This is a genomic window from Martinezella sp. CNPSo 3959 (genome assembly GCF_057784355.1).
In genome coordinates, this window is record NZ_JBXSOV010000006.1 from 36226 (window position 1) to 54853 (window position 18628).

Below are 18628 nucleotides of genomic sequence, written 5' to 3' on the forward strand. Positions count from 1 at the left end.
TCGCCATTCCATTGGTCACAGAGAGGGACGGCCGGCCCCTACTCCACAATTCCGAAAGAAACTAACTTCAATCCTCGATACGCCGTGCCTCCGAAATCAGCATGATCGGAATGCCGTCGCGGATCGGATAGGCAAGGCGCCCCTTTTCCGAGATCAGCTCGTTCTTTTCCCGATCGTAGCTCAGCGACCCCTTGGTCAGCGGGCAGACGAGGAGATCGAGCAGTTTCGGATCGACTTTGCTGACCGTAACATCCATCGGCAAGCTCCTACTGCATCAGCGAATCGGTGTCGCCGGAGCCGGCGAGTACGATCTTGACGATGGCGATGAAGGTTTCGGCGCGGGTTTTGAGATCCGGGGCTTCGAGAAGTGCCTGCTTTTCGGCCGGATCGAAGGGCGCCATCATCGAGAGCGAGTTGACAAGCATCATATTATCGGCGCGCTCGACGCTTTCCCAATCCGCCTCCAGCTTGTTGGCTTCCAGATAGGCCCGGAAGGCCGAAAGAAGTGCGGCGCGGTCGACCGTATCCTCTTCATGGTGCGACTTGAGGTCGGAGATGAAAGGCGTGATGCGGAAAGTGCGATAGGGCTGGTGCGTGGCGATTTCATCCATCAGCCGGAAACGGCATATGCCGGTCAGCGCGGCAATGTAGCGTCCGTCGCCGGTTTCGGCGATGGACGTGATGCGTCCCAGGCAGCCGACATGCGAGAGGTTCGGCGATTCGGTCGGCTCGGAAAGCGCAGGCTGCACGATGCCGATCAGCCTGTTGCCGGCGATCGCCGCATCGAACATGGCAAGATAGCGCGGCTCGAAGACATTGAGCGGCAATTGCGCCCCGGGCAGCAGCAACGCACCGGACAAGGGAAAGACAGCAACTGATTCGGGCAGATCGCTTGGCTTCAAATATCTGGCATTGCCGACTTGCATCTCTTCCATCCCGCTAGAACACCGTGCTGCCGGCCACGGAGGGCCGCACAGGAACGACACACATCGCGGTCGCTTCCCATCCCGCGCCACGTCGTCAGACAATGTGAGCCCGTCTGCCGAAAACACAAGAGTATTTTAGCCGAGGTGCCGATACGCCGCGTTCATCTAAACAAACGATCGCGCGAAATGTTTCGCACGATCGCCATCTCCATCAGGAAAACAGAATCGAGGAAAGCTTGCGCCGTGCGGCGATCGTGGCCGGGTCCTTGGCGCCCCATACCTCGAAGAACTCCAGCAGCTGGCGGCGCGCGCCGTCGTCGTCGTAGCTGCGATCCTTGCGCATGACGGTCAGAAGATGCTCGGCCGCCTCTTCGCGCTTGCCTTCGACATTACGGATCTTGGCGAGCTTGACGCGCTGCTCGTGATTGTCGGGATTGGCCGCCAGTTCCTGCTCGATCGCCACTGGATCGCCGAGCTTGCGGGCCTCGTCGATCTGGTCGAGCTTCTTCACCACCGCCTGGATGCCGGCATCGTTGGCGAGCGTTTCCGGCAGGTCGGCAAGCGCCTCGCGGGCGCGCTGGCTCTGGCCGGCGGCGATCATGCATTCCGCCATGCCGGCAAGGGCCTTGGCATTTTCGGGATCCGCCTGCAGCACCGCGCCGAAGAGCTCTGCGGCACCATTGACATCACCTGCGGCAAGCAGCCTGCTCGCCTCTTCCAGAACGGCGGCTATTTCCGCCGCCTGATCGTCCGCACCGCCCGCTGGGCCGCCGAGACGATCGATGAACTGGCGAACCTGGCTCTCGGGAACAGCACCCATGAAACCATCGGCCGGACGGCCGTCGACGAAAGCGATAACGGCCGGGATCGACTGGATGCCGAGCTGACCGGCGATCGACGGATGATCGTCGATGTTCATCTTGACCAGCTTGACGCGCCCCTGGGCTTCAGTGACGACCTTTTCGAGAACCGGCGTCAGCTGCTTGCAGGGGCCACACCAGGGCGCCCAGAAATCGACCAGCACCGGTTGCCGGCGCGATTCTTCGATAACGTCCTTGGCGAAGTTGGCAGTCGTTGTGTCCTTGATCGGCGAAGCGCCACCGGCTGCCGGCGCGCCGCCGTAAGATGCCGAGGCCGACATCTGCCCGCCGAAGGAAGCGTTATAGGGATTGTTCGAACCGCTCATGAGTGTCTCCCGCCTGCCGGCATCCTTGATCTTGTGAGGAGCATGATTCCCAAACGAACTGATAAAGTTCGCCGGACAGCACGCCGAATGGAATGGTCAAAGCACGCGGACAGCCCGAAGAGAAGCCGCCTGCCATATCTTAGCGCTAAAATCGTACGTTAGCTCGTCACTTTCAAGACTAGCGGCGCATGACCCGTCGCCTCCATGAAGCGCAGGAGATCGCCGCTGGCAATCGACGTCGTCGCATCGTTCGACAGGGGATGGCAATTGACGGTGTCATGCGCCATCAAATCGGCATCGAGGACGAAGGTGACATTGTTGCCCGCGTCGTTGATCGCACCGAAAGCCGTGACGGATCCCGGAATGACGCCGAGATATTCCATCAGCTTTTCCGGCTTGCCGAAGGACACCTTGCTCGCCGCGCCAATCAACGTGTGGACGGTCTTCAGATCGACGGTCGCGTTTTCCTCGACGGTCAGCAGGAAGAAATTGTCCTTTTTGTCCTTCAGGAACAGGTTCTTCGTGTGCCCGCCGGGGATCTCGTCGCGCAACGACACCGATTCGGCGACGGTGAAGACCGGAGCGTGATCCTTGGTGGTATGGGCAATGCCGAGCTCATCCAGGAATCGGAAAAGATCGTCGCGGGTTTTCGGGCTGGTCTCGGTCATGACGTCTCGCAATCAAAAATGGTTCGCCCCTGATACGTCGCTCACAATTTCATTGCAATCTTCGAGACGACAAAGCCCGGCGTTTCCGGGCTTTCCGAGAGCTTATGGAAAGAAGATGCATTTTTTCTTCGCGAACTCGTCATTTCCCTGTTGCATTTGAAAAATGGTTAGGCCATATAGCGCCCGTCGCCGCAAGACGACGCCCAGCGGTCCAACACACTACCCCGGATCGCGACGGGAATGAGCGGGTGTAGCTCAGGGGTAGAGCACAACCTTGCCAAGGTTGGGGTCGAGGGTTCGAATCCCTTCGCCCGCTCCAGTTTTCAAAGTCTTCAAAGCCTCGGTTTTCCGGGGCTTTTGTGTTTTACAATGAAATTGGAACCACCGGACGAGGGATGTCAGTTAGGGCAGGTTACTACAGGGTTACGAATTCAATTTCACGAGTAATCGTTTGCGCCTCACCGGACAGAGCTATAGCACTTCGGTGAAAGGCCAACGATGCGAAGACGAATATCCATCTTCCCGAACTTTAACCGACAATTCGAAACGCGTTCCTGCTGCGCTCTCAGATACCTCCTTAGGGCAGCGCTTTATATCGATCATGGAATCTAATCCCTGCCCATTGACCACCCGCACTACATTTTTTTTACCGTTTTGAACCACTTCCACAAGGTAGCTCTCATAAGGCATATGCCCATCCTTCGCTTCACTGTGATCAGGAATGAAGGTCAGTGATGAAGGAATTCTCGCGAAATCGAGGCGTTGCATATTCCTCATCAAACTGAGCTTTGAAAACAGTGGGAGGTTGGAGGAAGCCCCTTCCCAATTCTTATGGGTGATAATACCAAAAACGATCTTGTAGTCCGAATTCTGGAATGGCGCTAAAAAGTCTGCGGGATCGGCTTCGCCCAATTTCTGTACTACTATCGCTTCCATTTTTTCGCGAGACGCCACCTCGTGCGTTATTAGTTCCACAGAATTTACACCTTGGTTGAAGAGATGACTAAGGTGAGATGAGCGCGTGGAAATCTTTATATGGTAAAATATGCCCCGTTGACCGGATCGCGCTGTTCCATCGGGTCGTGCGGTGTAAATATCGCAGGGCTCAATCGCCGTGGCACCTGAGGGGCTGATGTCGGTTTGGTCGAGGCATAGCAACCCCTTGTGAACCGCAGCCATCGCCGAGTTGTAGCTCTCTTCGCTATAAACTCTCTTCCCCTTTTTCATCACATCATGGTTGTACGGACTTAAATCAGTAGGTTCGCACTTTGCGTCGAGGTAGGTCTTCAGGCGCGTCGCGAAAGCCTTTTCGACTTTATACCAAGCCCCTTCACATAAATGATAAATGGCCTCTTCGTCATCTGGCTCAACATCAAATATTACGCTTCGATAAAGTCCATATGACTTATCGGGCGAACCCTCTGTATCGGTTAGTATCAGCCGATAATCTCGTTTCAGGGCGTCCAAACTGAGGTTTTCGAGGCCTTCCTCGCCTATGTACTCATAAAACTTCTCAATAGAGATATCAGGATAAATTTGGCTCGGCCTGTCACCTCCCCCGAACATGCAGCACGTATTGTCCTTATAATCGACAATGTCGGGAATTGTCAGGGTAGTTGCCCCATCTCTTTGCTTGATTGAGGCAAGAAGCCTAGCATTTAATGGAGCGATGTCGGCAGGATTGCGCACCGGCGAGATGTTCTCAATATTCGGAAAGGACGTTTTGTACTCGTCACTCTCATACAATTCGAGAAATCGCTTGCATCTAGCTGAGAGAGCTTCTGGACTAATCTTCAGGCTAATTTTAAGGCTGGCTGAGCCTGTTGCGCTTTTGAATAAATCCTCAAACTCAGGCTTTACTTTTCCGGTTAGGCTCTTGATGATTTCGCTATTGGCATCAAAATCGAGATACGTGAGTTCCGTGGAAATTGGCACTTGCGTTCGCTTACGACGCGCCGGCCCGGGCTCGACCATGTCGGCACTTCGGAGTTCTCGGGGGTCAAGCATGTTGAGTGTGACGCGCAAACCAAAATCATACTCATACGCGACGTCTTTAAGATTGTGGTAGACCTGCCCAAAACAAATCGCAAAACAACGACCTTCTACCGGCAAGAAAAGTAGTGCACCCTTAAACTCCTGCCAAATGTCCTCGTCAATGCCAAAATATGACCGCCACCACGGACGCTTTCGGTCAGCATCAAGTATATAAATTACACCATCGGCAGGTAGGTTATCGGCCGCCGCTGCCTCTAAATTATGGTCAGCGGTAAGCGAATTGGAAGCATCGTAACCTTCACGTAGAAGATAAATCGAAAATGGTCTTGCTTTCTCGGCCATGCCATACTCTCAGAGAGCTATTGTTCCAGCAGAAGCTCACCACAGAGTGTCACAAAAAACAACAATAAGTTGTCAATATGCTCGGCATGAATGAATTAAACGCGCTCCGAACTGGGCCACGCGCAACATTCGCGTACCTGATGTAAAATGTTTCGCGCAATTGTACCCGCATCCGGCATCGGATTCGTAAGGGTAGTGCATGCAAACCGAGCAAGACATGCTGTTCTTTAATACAAACTCGTCCCCAGCTGATTTTTGCTACGACCGGCTATCGGCTAACGCTTCTAATATACTAGCTGCTCGTCTAAGGTCATCGTCTTGTAGAGCATGAAGAGAGAGCATGAAGAGCTGCAGTCGCTCGTTGCAGGGAGACTTCTGCCGGTGTTGCCAATTTTGTCGAATCGATTAGCAAATCATTCGGCGTCGTGGCCAAAACACACGCAATCTTTACGAGAGTCGCGAGATCTGGTTCGCGCCGACCGCTTACATAGTTTCCGTATCTCCGCTCACTAAGCCCAGCGCGGCGAGCAACTTCGGCATTGGAAATGCCCAACTCCTCAGCGCGCTTTCTAAGATTTGTTGCGAACGGTTCCATGGGAACAAATTGTTCATTACATACCCCACGGGTCTATGTACGTTATGGCGTTACTATACACGCCATAACGTGGGGTTTGCGTGAAACATCAGTATGTCGGCGACATCAATGACTATAGGAAATACGCACTATTGCGCTCGCTGGCCTCGACGGGAATAAACAGGATTGGCGTCTGTTGGATGCTGACGCTTCCAGATACTCGCAACGACGGAGGCAAACTGGAATATCTTCGGCAGCCGGAGAGGTTCCGCGATTTCGATCCGAGACTGTACGACATACTGGCCCACGCCGCTGCAACGCCGGATCGTCGCCGCCTGCAAACGATCGAAGACAGCGGCGCAATCCCAAATGCGCTTTACCATAGCGACATATTGTCTGATTCCTTGTCCGAGCGAAGGGCATTTATGGGCGCATGCGCGTCAGCATTCCGCCATGCTGACCTCGTCTTCTTCGACCCAGATAATGGCATAGAAGGCTCACTACCCAAAGGACGAAAGTACTCATCCAAATACCTATATCTGGACGAGGTAGCGACATTCTACGCGTCAGGTAAATCGCTCCTGATCTACCAGCATTTCCCGCGAATCGAACGTAAGTCGTTCATAGCGTCATGTGCAATGCGTCTACGAGCAGTCGCTCCCGATGCAGAGATTTGGACTTTCACCAGCTCCAACGTGGTCTTCCTACTCCTCCTGAATCCCGAAAGCCCGGCGCGGCTAGCAATGGCAGCAATGCAAGCCTGCCACCAATGGGACACGCGCTTCATCGTCGGCGCGCACTTAAAGGATGCCCGGACGTTGGTATAATTGACGGCGATTTCTTCGAATGATTTTTTGGTAATTTTTTCAATGGGATGAGAAAATGAACAGATTAAGTCTCCTCTTCACATGCGCGGCTCTGACCTTGTCCAGTTGCGCAACCGTGGAAACGAAAACGTCGATGGTTACACCGAACGGTAATAATGTCCGCGAAGCCGGCCCCGGCGATGTTGTCATGTCATTTGAATCGCGTCGATCACTCCCCAACATTGTTGGCAAAGCCGACATCTGGGGCCGGACGACAAGCGCAGGCGGCACCACTGTAAGGTTCATCGGAGGAAGAGGTAACCAAGCCTTCTTCGAAAGATCAGATGTGGCGGTTGAGAGCAACGCAACCACGATGACTGAGAGCCCGTTGATCATTCCGCAAACAACGACAACCACTGTGGATGGAACCGTCGGCCTAACATCGGTCAACGGGACCGCTAGATCCACATCCTATCAATATATTCCACCGCGTGGATCGACACAGTATTCGACGGCACGACAGCCTATTCGGATCGCGGTCGAAGGCGGCCGCAGCGTCACCATTCAGGGTAAGGTACTGAAGGTGATCAGCGTTTCCGCGAACTCGGTGAAATATACCATTCGGTGAGTGCATCGCGCGTACCATGGTACGGCGGTGGTGTGAGTCGACGCCCGCTCGGGGCCCCCGCTCATAATCGAACAAAAGGTGGCATCGGGGGGGATTGAGCACTTTTCCTCCGAAACGCTGCATGGCTCGCAGTGTCAGCCGACGACCGCCAGCGCCGGCCGGGTATCGATAATAAGATAGTCCATCGAATTGCAGCAACCGCTATCTTCAAGGGCGGCATCTATCTCTTCGGCGTCAATGCCGGTGCGGCAGGATGCCTGCTGCACCGTCATCATGGTAGCTTCGCCCGTGGCGTTGTCGATCACCAATAAATAGTCCATCACTTCGTTCCTTCGTGTTTGCAAAATTAAAACACAGCGGAATTTTCGGGACAATTTATCGCGTAATTTCAGTGGCATAACGCAGGAGCTGAGCGGCAGCCGGCGCCCTACCGCCGCCCGCATGGGCCGCTACGGGCCGGCGTACGTACTTCCTGACGCGCTGTAGCTATAGGCGTGGTCCAGGGCCGCCATAGCAGCAGCGCCGCCACGTACGGCCTGCGTGTAGTGACCGAGCGTCACGGTGGGATTGACGTGACCAGCAATCTGGGCAACGAGGCCAACCTCGATCCCCTGCGCCTGCAAGGTGGAGATAAAAGAATGGCGCGCGGAATGCGGCGTTACATACGGGAGCCTAAGAGCCTTGAAGGCAGGAGCCCAATAACGCTTGCGAAAATTCTGATAGAGCAAAGGTCCGCCACCGCCCAACCTGGGCTTTGGCCATTCCTGAAGGCGACCAGGGCCGGGGAAAACGCGATGTAGTTCCTTGCCTTTCCTTGGGCAACGAATGCGCCATTCAAGAAGCATCTCGCGGAGAGTGGCGGTCATCGGAATGTCACGAGTTCCCGCCTCCGTCTTCGTCATTTCCGTCAACGAGCCGTCGCGCTCTTGAATACGGCAAATGCGGATGACGCCCTTATCGAAATCTACCTCACTCCAAAGCAACCCCAATTGCTCCGAGGGACGCGTACCCACGAGGAATGGGAAGGCGTAGTAGATGCCATGCTCCGGGTCATTCTTGGCTGCAGCGACCAACCTGGCAATATCCGCGGGCGTGAGCATCGCCTTTTTCGGCTTATGCCGCGACCGCGCAAGACCGGTCGGCATCGAAGGCGCGCGGATGGAGAAGTCTTCTTCAGCGAGAGCGAGGATGGACTTCAAATGACTTTTGGCACGGTTGGCTGTGTAGTTGCCGCATTGCTCGACAACCGTTTTGTGCCAGACGCGGATCATTGCAGTAGTAAGCTCAGTCAATTTAATATCGCCGAGCAGCTTGATGAACCGGGCATTTTGGGACGCAACCCCACTCTCGGTGTAATCGGCCCGTTCTTGTGCGGTGCCGATCAACAATGGACCACGGATCGCGCCGTTGACGACCACTTTATAGCCCTTCAAGGTGGACGCCTTCACCTTGCTTTCCTTATCGGTCAACCAATGGTCAATCGCCTTGGAAACATTCGGAGCTTTGCGCTCGTCCACATAATTGTTTTCGGCGACCTTAACGAGCAGCGCATTCCGGAATGCCTCAGCATCCTTCTTCCGGTTGAATACGCGACGCCGCCGCTTCTTTGTCAGGGGTTCGCGATATTCGCAGTAATACTGCGGATATTCGGCAGTGGTGCCGTCCTTGAGTTTGCGACGTCGGGTCGCGCTAGTGATGGAAACGTTGAATTCAGTCATCGGATTACCTGTGTCAGATAAAAAAATCTCAAGGAAAACATGGCCTTGTGACCCGCACAAGTAATCGCCGACGGCCCGTTGGGCCGCCAGAAACGCCCTCGGTAGTGACCAGGTATGTAACCTTGAATTATGAGGAGGTACGGAGACCGCGACGCGACGCGGTCTCTGATATTTTGGATTCCGAGCTCATGGAGGTTGAAATCGCTACCGGGGAATCGTGCAGAGTAATTCCATCGGACCAGGCGGGTGGCGGCGGTGGCATGCCACCTGGGGCCGGTGGAGGCAGTACATAGCCGGCAGCTAGGCAACTCTGCTACACACCCGGCGCGCCTACAGCACATGCCACCACTGCCACCGCCACCACCGCCTAGAATTTCGGTCTTGTCGGCTCCGGGTCATCGACCTGCCCTTCAAGTTTGAGCCGGTGGAATCCGCGTAGTGTTTTCCCTTCGACTTTGAACTTGCCGGGCTCCCAGCCGACGCTTCGCATAAGGCCGGCAATCCGTTTCCCGTGTCCGTGATGCTGACGCTCCGGCGGAATTCCCAACACCCCTTCAAGCAGGTCTGCGGTATAAACTCGCGCTTCGCTGCCGAATACTTTCCCGTTGACGGCTGATAGTTTTTCCAGCCACGGATCATCTTCCAGGCGATCCTCCTGCTCGGCGGCCGCAATCGCCCACAACTCTTGGGGAAGAAGGATGCTCGCACCATCGGCTTCAAGTTTTGCGGCCTCGGCCCAGAGCTGATCACGATCACGGAGAAGAATCTCCAGATCTATCTCTCCTGTCTTCACAGGCAGGAACCGGCGGTTGCCGGTACGATCCTTCAGGTACTTATGCTCGTTGGTAGTGCCAACGAATATCGTTTGGCGGGCTCTTGCCTCGGGATGCCGACCGTAGGACATTCGAGCGCGGTCAACGTCGCGCGACGCAAAGGCCTTCATGCGCTCCACCTCGCTCTTATTGAGCCCCGACATTTCGCTTAACTCATATATCCAAACGCCTTGCATTGCCTCCATCTGAGCCTTGGTGTCGAGGGTCAACAACTCGTTGTCGGAGTGATTGCCAGGGCCGGCAAGGATGCGCAGCGCCGTGGACTTGCCTGTGCCCTGCTTACCTTCGAGGATCACGATGGTATCGAACTTGACGCCGGGTTCGCGCACGCGCCTTACAGCAGCAATGAGCATGATCCGCCCAATTGCTCGATTTAGTGGCGTGTCCTCAGCGCCTAAATACCGTGTCAGCCAATTGTCCACACGAGGAACGCCGTCCCACATCAGCGCATCAAGCATCTGCCTGATTGGATGGAAGGTGTGCTCCAAACAAAGCTGCGTCACCGCATCACGCACGTTTTCTGGTTTGGGGTCAAAGTTGAACGTCTCAATGATGAATGACCGCAGCAAGGCGCAGGCATCATCGCTGATTTCGCCTTCGTGCTCGTCAAGCATAGAGCCGTTGACGACTTTTCGGTGCCGAAATAAGTCGTGAGAGAAGGTGAAGTCGAGCCGGCGAAGCGCGACGACGGTATTGCGCATTGTGGCCCTCGGGAGGCCATTCTTGTCGTAGTCAGGCCAACCGTCTGACACCGCAGCCAGAGCAGAGAGGGCTTGCCGCCGGGCAGATTGGATAGGCTTCTTCTTTTCCAAGATTGAGCGAGAGATGCCAAAATCCGGGTTGATGAGCACGCCGGTAATGATCTCTTCAGAGCAGCCTGCACGAGCAAGATCGCAGGCGACCCGGAACACCGCTTCGCTGCGCGAACGGAAACGTGGAGAAGGACCAGTACGGGGGCGCTCCTTATCATCGCCCAGCTCTATGATTGTTCTGGTGGCCCGCAACAGTGTCGGAGGCAGCGCGCCTAGATCGACTGGGATGACAAACGCATTTTGTGCTACTGCGCCCTTTGGGTCTGCCGGCTGCGGTCCATCGCCCTGCGGAAAGTCGTCCAGCGAATAGCAAAGTGACCAGTCGGCTTTCACAAGCCGGGCAAGCGCCGATTTGCGCCCGCTTGCCTGCTTCTTCGCGTTCGGAATATTTACCGTTCCCGGCAAGCGCATGATGCGGTCGATGTTGTGACATTTGTCACCAGCCAGGACCTTGGCCACAGCCTCGTTGATCGCCTCGACGCGGACTAAATCAGTAGTCGGCTCATTCAGCCGCCAATAAGCATGATAACCGCCGCCCGAGAATACAACGCTCGTAGGAGGGAGCAAGAAGCTGAGAAGACGCTGCTCGGCGCTCACATCATCTATATCGACATGAACAAACAGAGCTCTCGAAATATCCCCCTTAGTGGCCTTCTTGTTCACGACGCCGGAGAGCAAGTCATTTACATGAAAGTAGAGATTTGACTCTCCTTGCCGAGCATCGATCCATGCACCTATTCCCTCGTCTTCGTTCGGAAAGAACGTCCTCGCTTCCACTCGTCCATCGAGAGAGATAGCGACAAGGTGGCGTCGCTGGCCAGGGAACATCCGATCGAGGAATTCGACCGCTCCATCAGTGTTGCCTACTGAGAAGTCCCGTTCGTCTGCCATTACTGCGCACCTCCTTGACGACGGGAGTCGATGTACGCGACGACTTCGGAGAGCCTCACTAGCTTCCTGGAATTGAACGGTTTGTAGTGGGGAATATCGCCGCGCTTCACGGCGCGTTGAATCTGCCAGTAGTAAGCGCCAAGCGCTCCAGCAGCTTCGTGGAAAGTGAGGAGTTTTTCAGTAGATAGGTTGGGTCGTTCCATTTAAACCTCCTTTGATTGAGTTGGAGGTCTGTTTAGATATACGTCTGCCCTCTGCTTGTATGGGGAAAAACTAGCAAAGGAATGCGCATATGCCGATGGACATCGAACCGGTTGATTACGGAGACCCCGTAGGTCGCGACTTTTTTGACAAGCTACTTCTTGGAGTTATCGACGCCTATCCTGTACCCGCGAAATCCACCCTCGCAGCTACCCGTTTGCGGGACGAACGTCTGCGCGAGGCGCGTAAAGCACTGCTGGGACAACCAAACTTAGAAGGTCGGCCCCGCGACCACGACACCACTGTATTGAGATGGATCGGCAGCCAACATCACAGAGACCTATCTGCGCAAGGACTTGCTAGGCTTACCGGGAAGCCGTTATCGAAAGTTCGTTCAACTAGGCAGCTTGTTTCGGAAGCCGTTGCTCGCTTTGAGTTGACCGGGAGCGCCGAAGAGCGCCTACGGAAGAAGCTCAGATCGACAGGGATGCGAAGGTGGTTCGACATTGCCGAACTCCACGACGACGTTCCCGAACAATTGGACATGAATTTACTTCTCAAGGTTAGCGAGATTTTGGAGCGGCGCGGCATTCGCATGAACCTGGGGAGCGTGGAGAGATAGTCGCTTTTACATTCGGAGGTCGCGCGCCCGCACGCGTAGGTAGGCCACCACGAACGGCTGAGGATACAGCGCATACCGACGGGATGAGACGTACAGGGGTATGAAATTTCCAGCGAGTGGGCCACCTCGACCAAGCGATAATTGAAGCGGAATCGACTAGTTCTGGGAGAACTTCATGTCGTGGGGACGAACTAACAAGCCCGCATTCTGCTCGAATTTAATGCCAGCACTACTGATCTCCACGCGGTAACCACTGCTGGCGGCAATCAAGATAATGATGACTACTGTCCCAAGCGTCAGGAGCCGATTGACGTCAAAATCCTTCACGTTTCACACTCCCTTTCGAACCAACTTGCTTCCGTCGCCACTTTTATGGCCAAGGAACGCGTGCTATACAAACAGTATTGCAGCGAACGAACATGATATACAGAAAGCCCCAGATAGATTCAAGCTGGCTTTGGAATATTTTTAGTACTGCATGGGATAGGGAGACAGATAGTGACAACACTGATTGCCGTGTCGCTAAAGGAAGCGGCGAGCTCAATTTTCATGGGAGTGAATTTGGCCCGGGTTCCTCCGGCGACTGGTGAGACCGAAAGTGTGCCAGTTATTCACGTAAAGGATCTCGCTGAAGGCGTGCTTAACGATGTCCAATCATTGGAAACCGTTGAGATCTCAAAATCTTTTCAATTGGGCAGACAACACTTGCAAACTGGCGATTTGCTAATAAGTGCGCGCGGGACGCTCATGAAAACCGTAGTCATACAAGCCTCTCATTCAGGATCAATTGCGAGCGCCAATTTCATTGTCGTACGCATGGGAGAAAATCCCATTCTCTCACCGTGGCTGCTAAATGCTTTTCTCCAGCAGCCACGCGTGCTGGCTCGCATACTCAGTCGCGCGACAAGCACCGCCCAAGCCGCACTCACGATTCGTGACGTTGAAACATTGCCTATTCCCGTTCCAGAACCCGAGCTACAACCTGTTTTAGCTCACTTCCTTAGCGTGTCGGAGGATCACTATCGAACTGCAATTGATGTCGCTCGCCTCCGAAAAGAAGAGGCAATGGAAATTTTAGCTCAGTATATGGACGTCAGAGATGCACTATAACGAGACCCAAAAGGACACGCACTTTGTTCCGTGGGATCTTATTCTGCGATCAATGTTGGATTTGAGTCGCGGAACTCGATTTCAGCATTACAATGAACCGCTTGCTCTCTTGGGATTCGTTTATTGTCTCAGGCGCGATCATGCAGACGTCGCACCTCCCATCGTTGGTATGGATCATTTCTTTGCGTGGCTCGGCCGCCAGATGGAAAAGCGTTGGGCAGGTGCAGAGAATTCGGTAATCAAATATCTTTTCCCGAACCTCAATCAATTGGAGTCGAGCATTGGTAATGGCTGGCTCAAGTTTGCGCTGAGCGAATGGCCCCTCGACGGTTTCCCCGAATGGTTTCGCACCAAACTTTACCAACTTAAAATTGAAATGTACCACTGGACACCCCCAGCGGTAGAGAATATGATCTCGTCACTTTTTGACAGCACCAATTTCAAAGCGATTTGCGATCCCGCTTGCGGTACGGGAGGATTGCTACATGCTACGGCTGCTGGGCGAGGAAAGCACGCACTATTCTTCGGGCAGGAGGAGGGCAAGGAAGCTTGGGCCTGGGCTTGTCTTAGATTCTGGGTCTCCGGTCTTCACGCCGACTTGAGGAGCGGCAACGCTCTAAAGAATGATGCTTTTCAAGAACTCGGTAGTACTCGACTTTTTGATCTGGTCGTAAGCAACCCACCGTTTGGGGTGCATATTAATTCGCGAGGTATAGGTTTAGCGGAGTATCGCAGCACGTTAATGGGTGAACTACCCAACCGAGTGTCAAGCGAAGTTGCATACGTAAATAAAATCTATGACAGCTTACGAGACGGAGGCATCGCGGCGATCATAGTTCCGAATGGGCTTTTGTTTCGAGCTGGGCTGGATGAAAGACTTAGAGAAGCGCTGATAAACCGCGATGCTATTGAAGCCGTTATCGGCTTGCCAGCGCGCCTTTTTGCGCCCAGTACGAGCATTGAAGCAGGGATTCTTATCCTTAACAAGCACAAAGCTCACCAACGTCGAGATCACGTCTTATTCCTAGACGCCCGAGATCTGGGTCAACGGGATGGCGCTCGTATCGTTCTCCCGGATGCAGCAATACAGCGGATTTCGGTGACCTACCGAGAGTGGAAATTTGAACAAGGATTTTCGAAAGTTGTGGCTTCACAGGATTTAGCATCCGAAGCTTTTTCCTTGTCACCTTCCCGCTACATTCAGCCTGCACCCACACAAACGACAGTCAGTTTTTCCGATCGTCGGGTCCTTATCAACGAACTGGATCAACGCTGCGCTGATTTGCAACAAGAGTATGAAACACTGCGGGTCGAGCTTACGCGCTGGAAAGGCGAGTCGAACGCAATGTGATGGTGAAGGCGATCACTCCTCGACGAAGAAATCCTCATCAAGCCGCTTGACTTCGACCGTGCGAGCAACACGGACGCCGACGCCGTGTTCGATCATCAGATCGGCAAATCGGTCGCCGTCGATCAATACGATCCGCTGAGGCAGATGGCTGACGAAATCCGTGGCCGGTGCGCTAAAGCTCGATGTCGTGACGAACACGCCCTTCGATGCGCCGAAGCCCACCAGGCTGCCGACGAAGGCCTGGATCTCAGGCCGACCAACGCCGACATGCGGCGCGTAGCGCTTGGCCTGGACGTAGATGCGGTCGAGGCCGAGGCGGTCCTCGTCGATCACGCCGTCGATGCCACCATCACCGGTCTTTCCAAGGCGGCGGGCGGCATCTTCATGGCTACCGCCATAGCCCATTCCGACCAGTAGATCGACGATGGCGCGCTCGAAGAAAGCAGGACTCTGCGCCAGGACGCGTTGCAGCAGGTCCGCTTTCAGGGCCTGATGCAGGACGGACTGTGCGGCATCGATCTGCTCCTCAGGTGTGGCGGCGGTCGTCGCATCGATTGCCTCGCCGGAGCCGAGTGCCGCTGCATTGGGGCTGCCGGAGCCGGAATTGCTGGACGAATAAAATTCGACAAAAGCCGGATAGGCTTTCAAGGTATCAACATCGATGGAGCCAGGGTTGGTTGCAAGCAGCCTGCGCCCCATCTCGCTTGCCAAGAACCGGCCTCTTGATGGACTTTCGATTAGACCCGCTTTCGTCATGTAGAATTTTGCCCAGTGAAGGCGGTTATTCAGCACGCGTTGTCGCCCACTAGGCAACATTTCCTCCCGTTCCAGAACAGAAAGACCTAGCTGGTCGGCCAGTTTGTCAGCCGCCTCAGGCACGCGCGTTTCGCTCTCGGCAGCGAGTCTAAGAACCGGGAGCATGAGAGACTGATAATCGGGAATGGCCATGATGGTGTCCGGGTTCAGGAGGCCGCGCGCCGACCGCGTTTTTGCCTCGGCGCTGCTGCACGTTCCGCCTTGATGCGCTCCAGAAGTTTGTCGGCCGGCTCGTCATTCGGGTCCTGCGGCACAAGTTTACCGCGAAAAGCCTTGGCAAGGATGGCGGCTTCCAGCCGGTCGAGCAGTTTTCGTGCACGGGTGGCTTCGGCTTCGAGGCGGTCGGCACGAGCGAAGGCTATGTCTATCAGTCGCTTCATTTCCACTTGCTCTTCTTTCGAAGGTAGCGGAATGGCAAGTGAGCGTAGCTTGGTTCCATTTACATTCGCTTGCCCAACCTGCTGGCTAGCAACACTTTCGATCCATGAGCGACCTATCGGGGAATTGAGGTAGCGGACAAGCAAGTCAGGTAAAATACCGCAGCACTGAAGTCGTATAAGGTATGAGGCGTACGAAATCGGTCTCGAAGCGCCACGAAAGACCGCACTCTTTCCCACAAGCTCAAAGCTATTCGTGCGATTGAAAAGAACATCGCCGTCTGTGAGCAGAAGGTCTGGGAATTCGTGATGATTAGACGGCAAATACTTCAGATTCGAGAAATCCAGCTCACCGCTCTGGATGTTGCCCATACGGAGTACCGGCACGCCGTCGGAGTTCTCATCTGTTTTCGATGACGATCCATACTGGGCAACGGCGATCACCCGATCAACTGATACCCAGCGCCATCCATCAGGGATAGCGAACTTAGGTTGCCAGTCTATTGTCGCAGCAGGCTTCTTCCGTTTCACCTTAGTCTTTTGCACGAAAAGGCTGTCCAGATATTCATCGTCTTCGGCTTTGAGTTGAGATGTTCGCCGAAATCGTTCGGTAAGGCGCCCCGCGAAAGCATCAACCACAACAGATTGCCTCAGTTTCTCAGCCAGCAAAGGCACCCGATCCAGTTCGACACGCGCGCGAGCGATGCGGGCAGTTAGCGCATCCAGCCGTCCAACTATCCGGCGTTGTTCTGCTATCGGAGGCAAGTCGATATGAAACGCCTTGACCGCAGGAAAATAGATCGTGGTGTGTGTCGATCCTTCTCCAAACTTCCGAATATCGTCCCCTTCTGCCAAGAGGGTGGCCATTAGAAAGTTCGGATCGAGCGCTTCGCTACAACTCCATGTGACAAAGTCTTGGCTTGTTGCCATCTCGCGGCCTAACTTGACCACGTAGCCGACAGACGCTGTTCGCGACAGGCAGACGGTTTCTTTCGGCAACAGCCTTGCGGCTGAGTTTTCCAGCCCCAGCGGCGTAATCGTTTGAGCGGTGACGTCGATGATGCCTCCATGATGAGCGCCGGCATCGCGAATTCCGACCCAGGGAACGTCCCCGCCCCAATACTCCGGATGATTTCTGCTTGGCGTATGCCCTGTCCCGAGGTCAGCAATGTCGGTCAGTGGAGTGCGAACCCATCCTGGGGGCGTCGGATGTCCTGGATCATTCACGGAAATACCGAAGCGACCTCGCAGTATGCGATCTGTTGGTGCCCTTCCGCTCACTACTCCGCTGCCTCCGGTATCACCAATTCGATAGCATCCCCCTCCAATCCCGCCATCAGTGCGGCAATTTCCTCCAATGCCGATTTCAAATGATCCTCGATAGCGAGCGCAAAATCTTCCGGCGTCTCCAGCCCATCCTCAGCCTCTGCGCTGGTATCCTTCAGCCAGGTGATATCGAGATTGTCGCCACGGGTGGCGATCTCTTCGCGGGTAAACTTGCGAAAGCGGCTGGCTTCGCCTTGATCTTCGCGCGGCGAGCCGCCGTTCGAGTCTTCGCCGAAAGCCTCCACGAAGGGTTCGAGATCGGCAGCCTTGAAGGTGTTGGTCTTGCCATAGGAAGGCGCGCCAGAGCGGGCGTCGTAAATCCACACCTCCTTCGTCGCGTCCTCCATCGGCGCTTCCTCGGTCGCGCGGGTGAAGAACAGCACATTGGTCTTTACACCCTGCGCATAAAAGATGCCGGTTGGCAGACGCAGGATGGTGTGCAGATTGCACCGGCTCATCAGCATGCGGCGCAACTCCTTTCCGCGACCATCATCGAACAGCACATTGTCTGGCACAACGACGGCGGCGCGGCCGCCAAGCTTTAGTGCACGGATGCAGTGTTCGACGAAGGGTAGCTGATATGATGAAACACGATCTGTGATCGTCAGGTCGTCGCGCTTGGGTGGTCCGCCGGCTGGGCCAAAGGGCGGATTGGTGAGGATAAGATCAGCATTCTTGAATTTCGGCTCCGATCCCCTCGGGCTCAGCGTATCGGCCAGATCGATATGGTCCGGATCGATGGCATGCAGATGCAGATTCATCAGCAACAAGCGAAAGGTATCAGGTACGTTCTCCACGCCGCGCAGCGCGTCGCGCAACTGAAAGGCCTGTTGCTTGGGCGACAGCGCAAAATAATCGTCAGTAGCCGCCTTCATGAAGCTATTGGCGGCAATGAGAAATCCACCCGTGCCCGCCGCCGGGTCCTGTATAACCTCGCCCGGCTGTGGCTTCATCAGGTCGACCATGACGTCGATTAGCACGCGTGGTGTGAAATACTGCCCTGCGCCGCGCTTGGTCTCCTCAGCCATCTTCTGAAGCAGACCTTCATAGGCATCACCAAACCGGTCACGCTCTTCGCTAAACCAGTGCAGCGCGTCGATAGCATCAATCAGCTTGCGCAGGTTGGCCGGCTCGCGAACGATGGTTGCGGCATTCTGGAAGATAGCGACCACGGAGCGGTCGGCGATCTTGGTGCCATCGCCGAGATCGATCAGTGCTTGACGATAGCGCTGCAGTACCTCGGTTTCACTGGCCGATTTCAGCGCGCCCCAGCGGAATTGTTCCGGGATGCGGCTCTCATCCTTCTGCTCGGAGGCCATCTTCAGAAACAAGAGATAGGTCAGCTCCGTCACATATTGCTGGTAGGTGACACCGTCCTTGCGCAGCAAAGCACAGAGACGCCAGAGCTTGTTCACGAGATCGGCAGAGGGGTTCATGGCAAATCTT

At 55.0% G+C, this 18628-nt stretch carries 19 protein-coding genes, 1 tRNA gene and 1 pseudogene; 6 read left to right on the forward strand and 15 right to left on the reverse strand.

Annotated elements, in window-relative coordinates:
• Positions 1-67 precede the first annotated feature (67 nt).
• The 4 genes from AC13RE_RS15280 to AC13RE_RS15295 all read right to left on the reverse strand — a co-directional run bounded on the left by AC13RE_RS15280 (position 68) and on the right by AC13RE_RS15295 (position 2780).
• Positions 68-256: a Trm112 family protein gene (locus AC13RE_RS15280; RefSeq protein ID WP_015341504.1), complete on the reverse strand. Its 189-nt coding sequence runs from the start codon at positions 254-256 to the stop codon at positions 68-70.
• 10 nt (positions 257-266) lie between these two features.
• Complete coding sequence (locus tag AC13RE_RS15285) at positions 267-926, reverse strand: LON peptidase substrate-binding domain-containing protein (RefSeq protein WP_488563697.1); 660 nt, start codon at positions 924-926, stop codon at positions 267-269.
• Between the two features lie 211 nt (positions 927-1137).
• Complete coding sequence (trxA, locus tag AC13RE_RS15290) at positions 1138-2112, reverse strand: thioredoxin (RefSeq protein WP_488563553.1); 975 nt, start codon at positions 2110-2112, stop codon at positions 1138-1140.
• A 158-nt stretch (positions 2113-2270) separates the two neighbouring features.
• Positions 2271-2780 (reverse strand): prolyl-tRNA synthetase associated domain-containing protein, encoded by a 510-nt coding sequence (locus AC13RE_RS15295; protein WP_488563554.1) that lies wholly within the window; start codon positions 2778-2780, stop codon positions 2271-2273.
• Positions 2781-3024: 244 nt separating this feature from the next.
• Between AC13RE_RS15295 and AC13RE_RS15300 the strand changes: the two genes are divergently transcribed.
• A tRNA-Gly gene (locus tag AC13RE_RS15300) sits at positions 3025-3099 on the forward strand.
• Between the two features lie 152 nt (positions 3100-3251).
• Here AC13RE_RS15300 and AC13RE_RS15305 read toward each other — a convergent pair.
• On the reverse strand, positions 3252-5117 hold the full coding sequence (locus AC13RE_RS15305; protein ID WP_488563555.1) for a DUF6119 family protein: 1866 nt from the start codon (positions 5115-5117) through the stop codon (positions 3252-3254).
• A gap of 310 nt (positions 5118-5427) precedes the next feature.
• The gene (locus tag AC13RE_RS15310; RefSeq protein ID WP_488563556.1) at positions 5428-5712 is read right to left on the reverse strand and encodes a helix-turn-helix domain-containing protein; all 285 of its coding nucleotides are present in this window, start codon (positions 5710-5712) and stop codon (positions 5428-5430) included.
• An 80-nt stretch (positions 5713-5792) separates the two neighbouring features.
• Here AC13RE_RS15310 and AC13RE_RS15315 point away from each other — a divergent pair, with 80 nt between their 5' ends.
• Complete coding sequence (locus AC13RE_RS15315) at positions 5793-6518, forward strand: hypothetical protein (RefSeq protein ID WP_488563557.1); 726 nt, start codon at positions 5793-5795, stop codon at positions 6516-6518.
• A 133-nt stretch (positions 6519-6651) separates the two neighbouring features.
• Entirely contained in the window at positions 6652-7125 is a 474-nt protein-coding gene (locus tag AC13RE_RS15320; protein WP_488563558.1) for a hypothetical protein, read from the forward strand.
• A 134-nt stretch (positions 7126-7259) separates the two neighbouring features.
• On the opposite strand, the gene AC13RE_RS15325 is transcribed toward AC13RE_RS15320, so the two are convergent.
• From AC13RE_RS15325 to AC13RE_RS15340, 4 genes are all read right to left on the reverse strand, one after another.
• The gene (locus AC13RE_RS15325; protein ID WP_488563559.1) at positions 7260-7445 is read right to left on the reverse strand and encodes a hypothetical protein; all 186 of its coding nucleotides are present in this window, start codon (positions 7443-7445) and stop codon (positions 7260-7262) included.
• Between the two features lie 129 nt (positions 7446-7574).
• Entirely contained in the window at positions 7575-8843 is a 1269-nt protein-coding gene (locus tag AC13RE_RS15330; RefSeq protein ID WP_488563560.1) for a tyrosine-type recombinase/integrase, read from the reverse strand.
• A 367-nt stretch (positions 8844-9210) separates the two neighbouring features.
• Positions 9211-11379 carry a VapE domain-containing protein gene (locus AC13RE_RS15335; RefSeq protein WP_488563561.1) on the reverse strand — a complete coding sequence of 723 codons (2169 nt, stop codon included), beginning with the start codon at positions 11377-11379 and terminating at the stop codon, positions 9211-9213.
• Positions 11379-11582, reverse strand: a complete 204-nt coding sequence (locus AC13RE_RS15340; protein ID WP_488563562.1) for a hypothetical protein — start codon at positions 11580-11582, stop codon at positions 11379-11381. Before AC13RE_RS15340 ends, AC13RE_RS15335 begins: the two co-directional genes overlap by 1 nt.
• An 89-nt stretch (positions 11583-11671) precedes the next feature.
• On the opposite strand from AC13RE_RS15340, the gene AC13RE_RS15345 reads away from it, so the two are divergent.
• Positions 11672-12202: a hypothetical protein gene (locus tag AC13RE_RS15345; protein WP_488563563.1), complete on the forward strand. Its 531-nt coding sequence runs from the start codon at positions 11672-11674 to the stop codon at positions 12200-12202.
• Between the two features lie 156 nt (positions 12203-12358).
• Here AC13RE_RS15345 and AC13RE_RS15350 read toward each other — a convergent pair whose 3' ends face one another.
• Complete coding sequence (locus AC13RE_RS15350) at positions 12359-12529, reverse strand: hypothetical protein (RefSeq protein WP_488563564.1); 171 nt, start codon at positions 12527-12529, stop codon at positions 12359-12361.
• A gap of 171 nt (positions 12530-12700) precedes the next feature.
• Here AC13RE_RS15350 and AC13RE_RS15355 point away from each other — a divergent pair, with 171 nt between their 5' ends.
• Complete coding sequence (locus AC13RE_RS15355) at positions 12701-13312, forward strand: restriction endonuclease subunit S domain-containing protein (protein WP_488563565.1); 612 nt, start codon at positions 12701-12703, stop codon at positions 13310-13312.
• The gene (locus tag AC13RE_RS15360; protein WP_488563566.1) at positions 13302-14663 is read left to right on the forward strand and encodes an N-6 DNA methylase; all 1362 of its coding nucleotides are present in this window, start codon (positions 13302-13304) and stop codon (positions 14661-14663) included. The genes AC13RE_RS15355 and AC13RE_RS15360 overlap by 11 nt, the downstream gene beginning before the upstream one ends.
• Positions 14664-14675: 12 nt before the next feature.
• On the opposite strand, the gene AC13RE_RS15365 is transcribed toward AC13RE_RS15360, so the two are convergent.
• From AC13RE_RS15365 to AC13RE_RS15380, 4 genes and pseudogenes are all read right to left on the reverse strand, one after another.
• Complete coding sequence (locus AC13RE_RS15365; protein WP_488563698.1) at positions 14676-15374, reverse strand: restriction endonuclease; 699 nt, start codon at positions 15372-15374, stop codon at positions 14676-14678.
• 27 nt (positions 15375-15401) lie between these two features.
• A pseudogene (locus AC13RE_RS15370) lies at positions 15402-15611 on the reverse strand (winged helix-turn-helix domain-containing protein); the annotation flags it as partial.
• A 14-nt stretch (positions 15612-15625) separates the two neighbouring features.
• Positions 15626-17137: a restriction endonuclease subunit S gene (locus tag AC13RE_RS15375; RefSeq protein WP_488563567.1), complete on the reverse strand. Its 1512-nt coding sequence runs from the start codon at positions 17135-17137 to the stop codon at positions 15626-15628.
• Positions 17137-18618, reverse strand: a complete 1482-nt coding sequence (locus AC13RE_RS15380) for a class I SAM-dependent DNA methyltransferase (protein WP_488563568.1) — start codon at positions 18616-18618, stop codon at positions 17137-17139. Before AC13RE_RS15380 ends, AC13RE_RS15375 begins: the two co-directional genes overlap by 1 nt.
• Positions 18619-18628: the final 10 nt, after the last annotated feature.

Coding starts and splice junctions, on each gene's coding strand:
- AC13RE_RS15280 (WP_015341504.1), bottom strand. CDS start 256: ATGGATGTTACGGTCAGCAAAGTCGATCCGAAACTGCTCGATCTCCTC.
- AC13RE_RS15285 (WP_488563697.1), bottom strand. CDS start 926: ATGCAAGTCGGCAATGCCAGATATTTGAAGCCAAGCGATCTGCCCGAA.
- trxA (WP_488563553.1), bottom strand. CDS start 2,112: ATGAGCGGTTCGAACAATCCCTATAACGCTTCCTTCGGCGGGCAGATG.
- AC13RE_RS15295 (WP_488563554.1), bottom strand. CDS start 2,780: ATGACCGAGACCAGCCCGAAAACCCGCGACGATCTTTTCCGATTCCTG.
- AC13RE_RS15305 (WP_488563555.1), bottom strand. CDS start 5,117: ATGGCCGAGAAAGCAAGACCATTTTCGATTTATCTTCTACGTGAAGGT.
- AC13RE_RS15310 (WP_488563556.1), bottom strand. CDS start 5,712: ATGGAACCGTTCGCAACAAATCTTAGAAAGCGCGCTGAGGAGTTGGGC.
- AC13RE_RS15320 (WP_488563558.1), top strand. CDS start 6,652: ATGGTTACACCGAACGGTAATAATGTCCGCGAAGCCGGCCCCGGCGAT.
- AC13RE_RS15325 (WP_488563559.1), bottom strand. CDS start 7,445: ATGGACTATTTATTGGTGATCGACAACGCCACGGGCGAAGCTACCATG.
- AC13RE_RS15330 (WP_488563560.1), bottom strand. CDS start 8,843: ATGACTGAATTCAACGTTTCCATCACTAGCGCGACCCGACGTCGCAAA.
- AC13RE_RS15335 (WP_488563561.1), bottom strand. CDS start 11,379: ATGGCAGACGAACGGGACTTCTCAGTAGGCAACACTGATGGAGCGGTC.
- AC13RE_RS15340 (WP_488563562.1), bottom strand. CDS start 11,582: ATGGAACGACCCAACCTATCTACTGAAAAACTCCTCACTTTCCACGAA.
- AC13RE_RS15345 (WP_488563563.1), top strand. CDS start 11,672: ATGCCGATGGACATCGAACCGGTTGATTACGGAGACCCCGTAGGTCGC.
- AC13RE_RS15360 (WP_488563566.1), top strand. CDS start 13,302: ATGCACTATAACGAGACCCAAAAGGACACGCACTTTGTTCCGTGGGAT.
- AC13RE_RS15380 (WP_488563568.1), bottom strand. CDS start 18,618: ATGAACCCCTCTGCCGATCTCGTGAACAAGCTCTGGCGTCTCTGTGCT.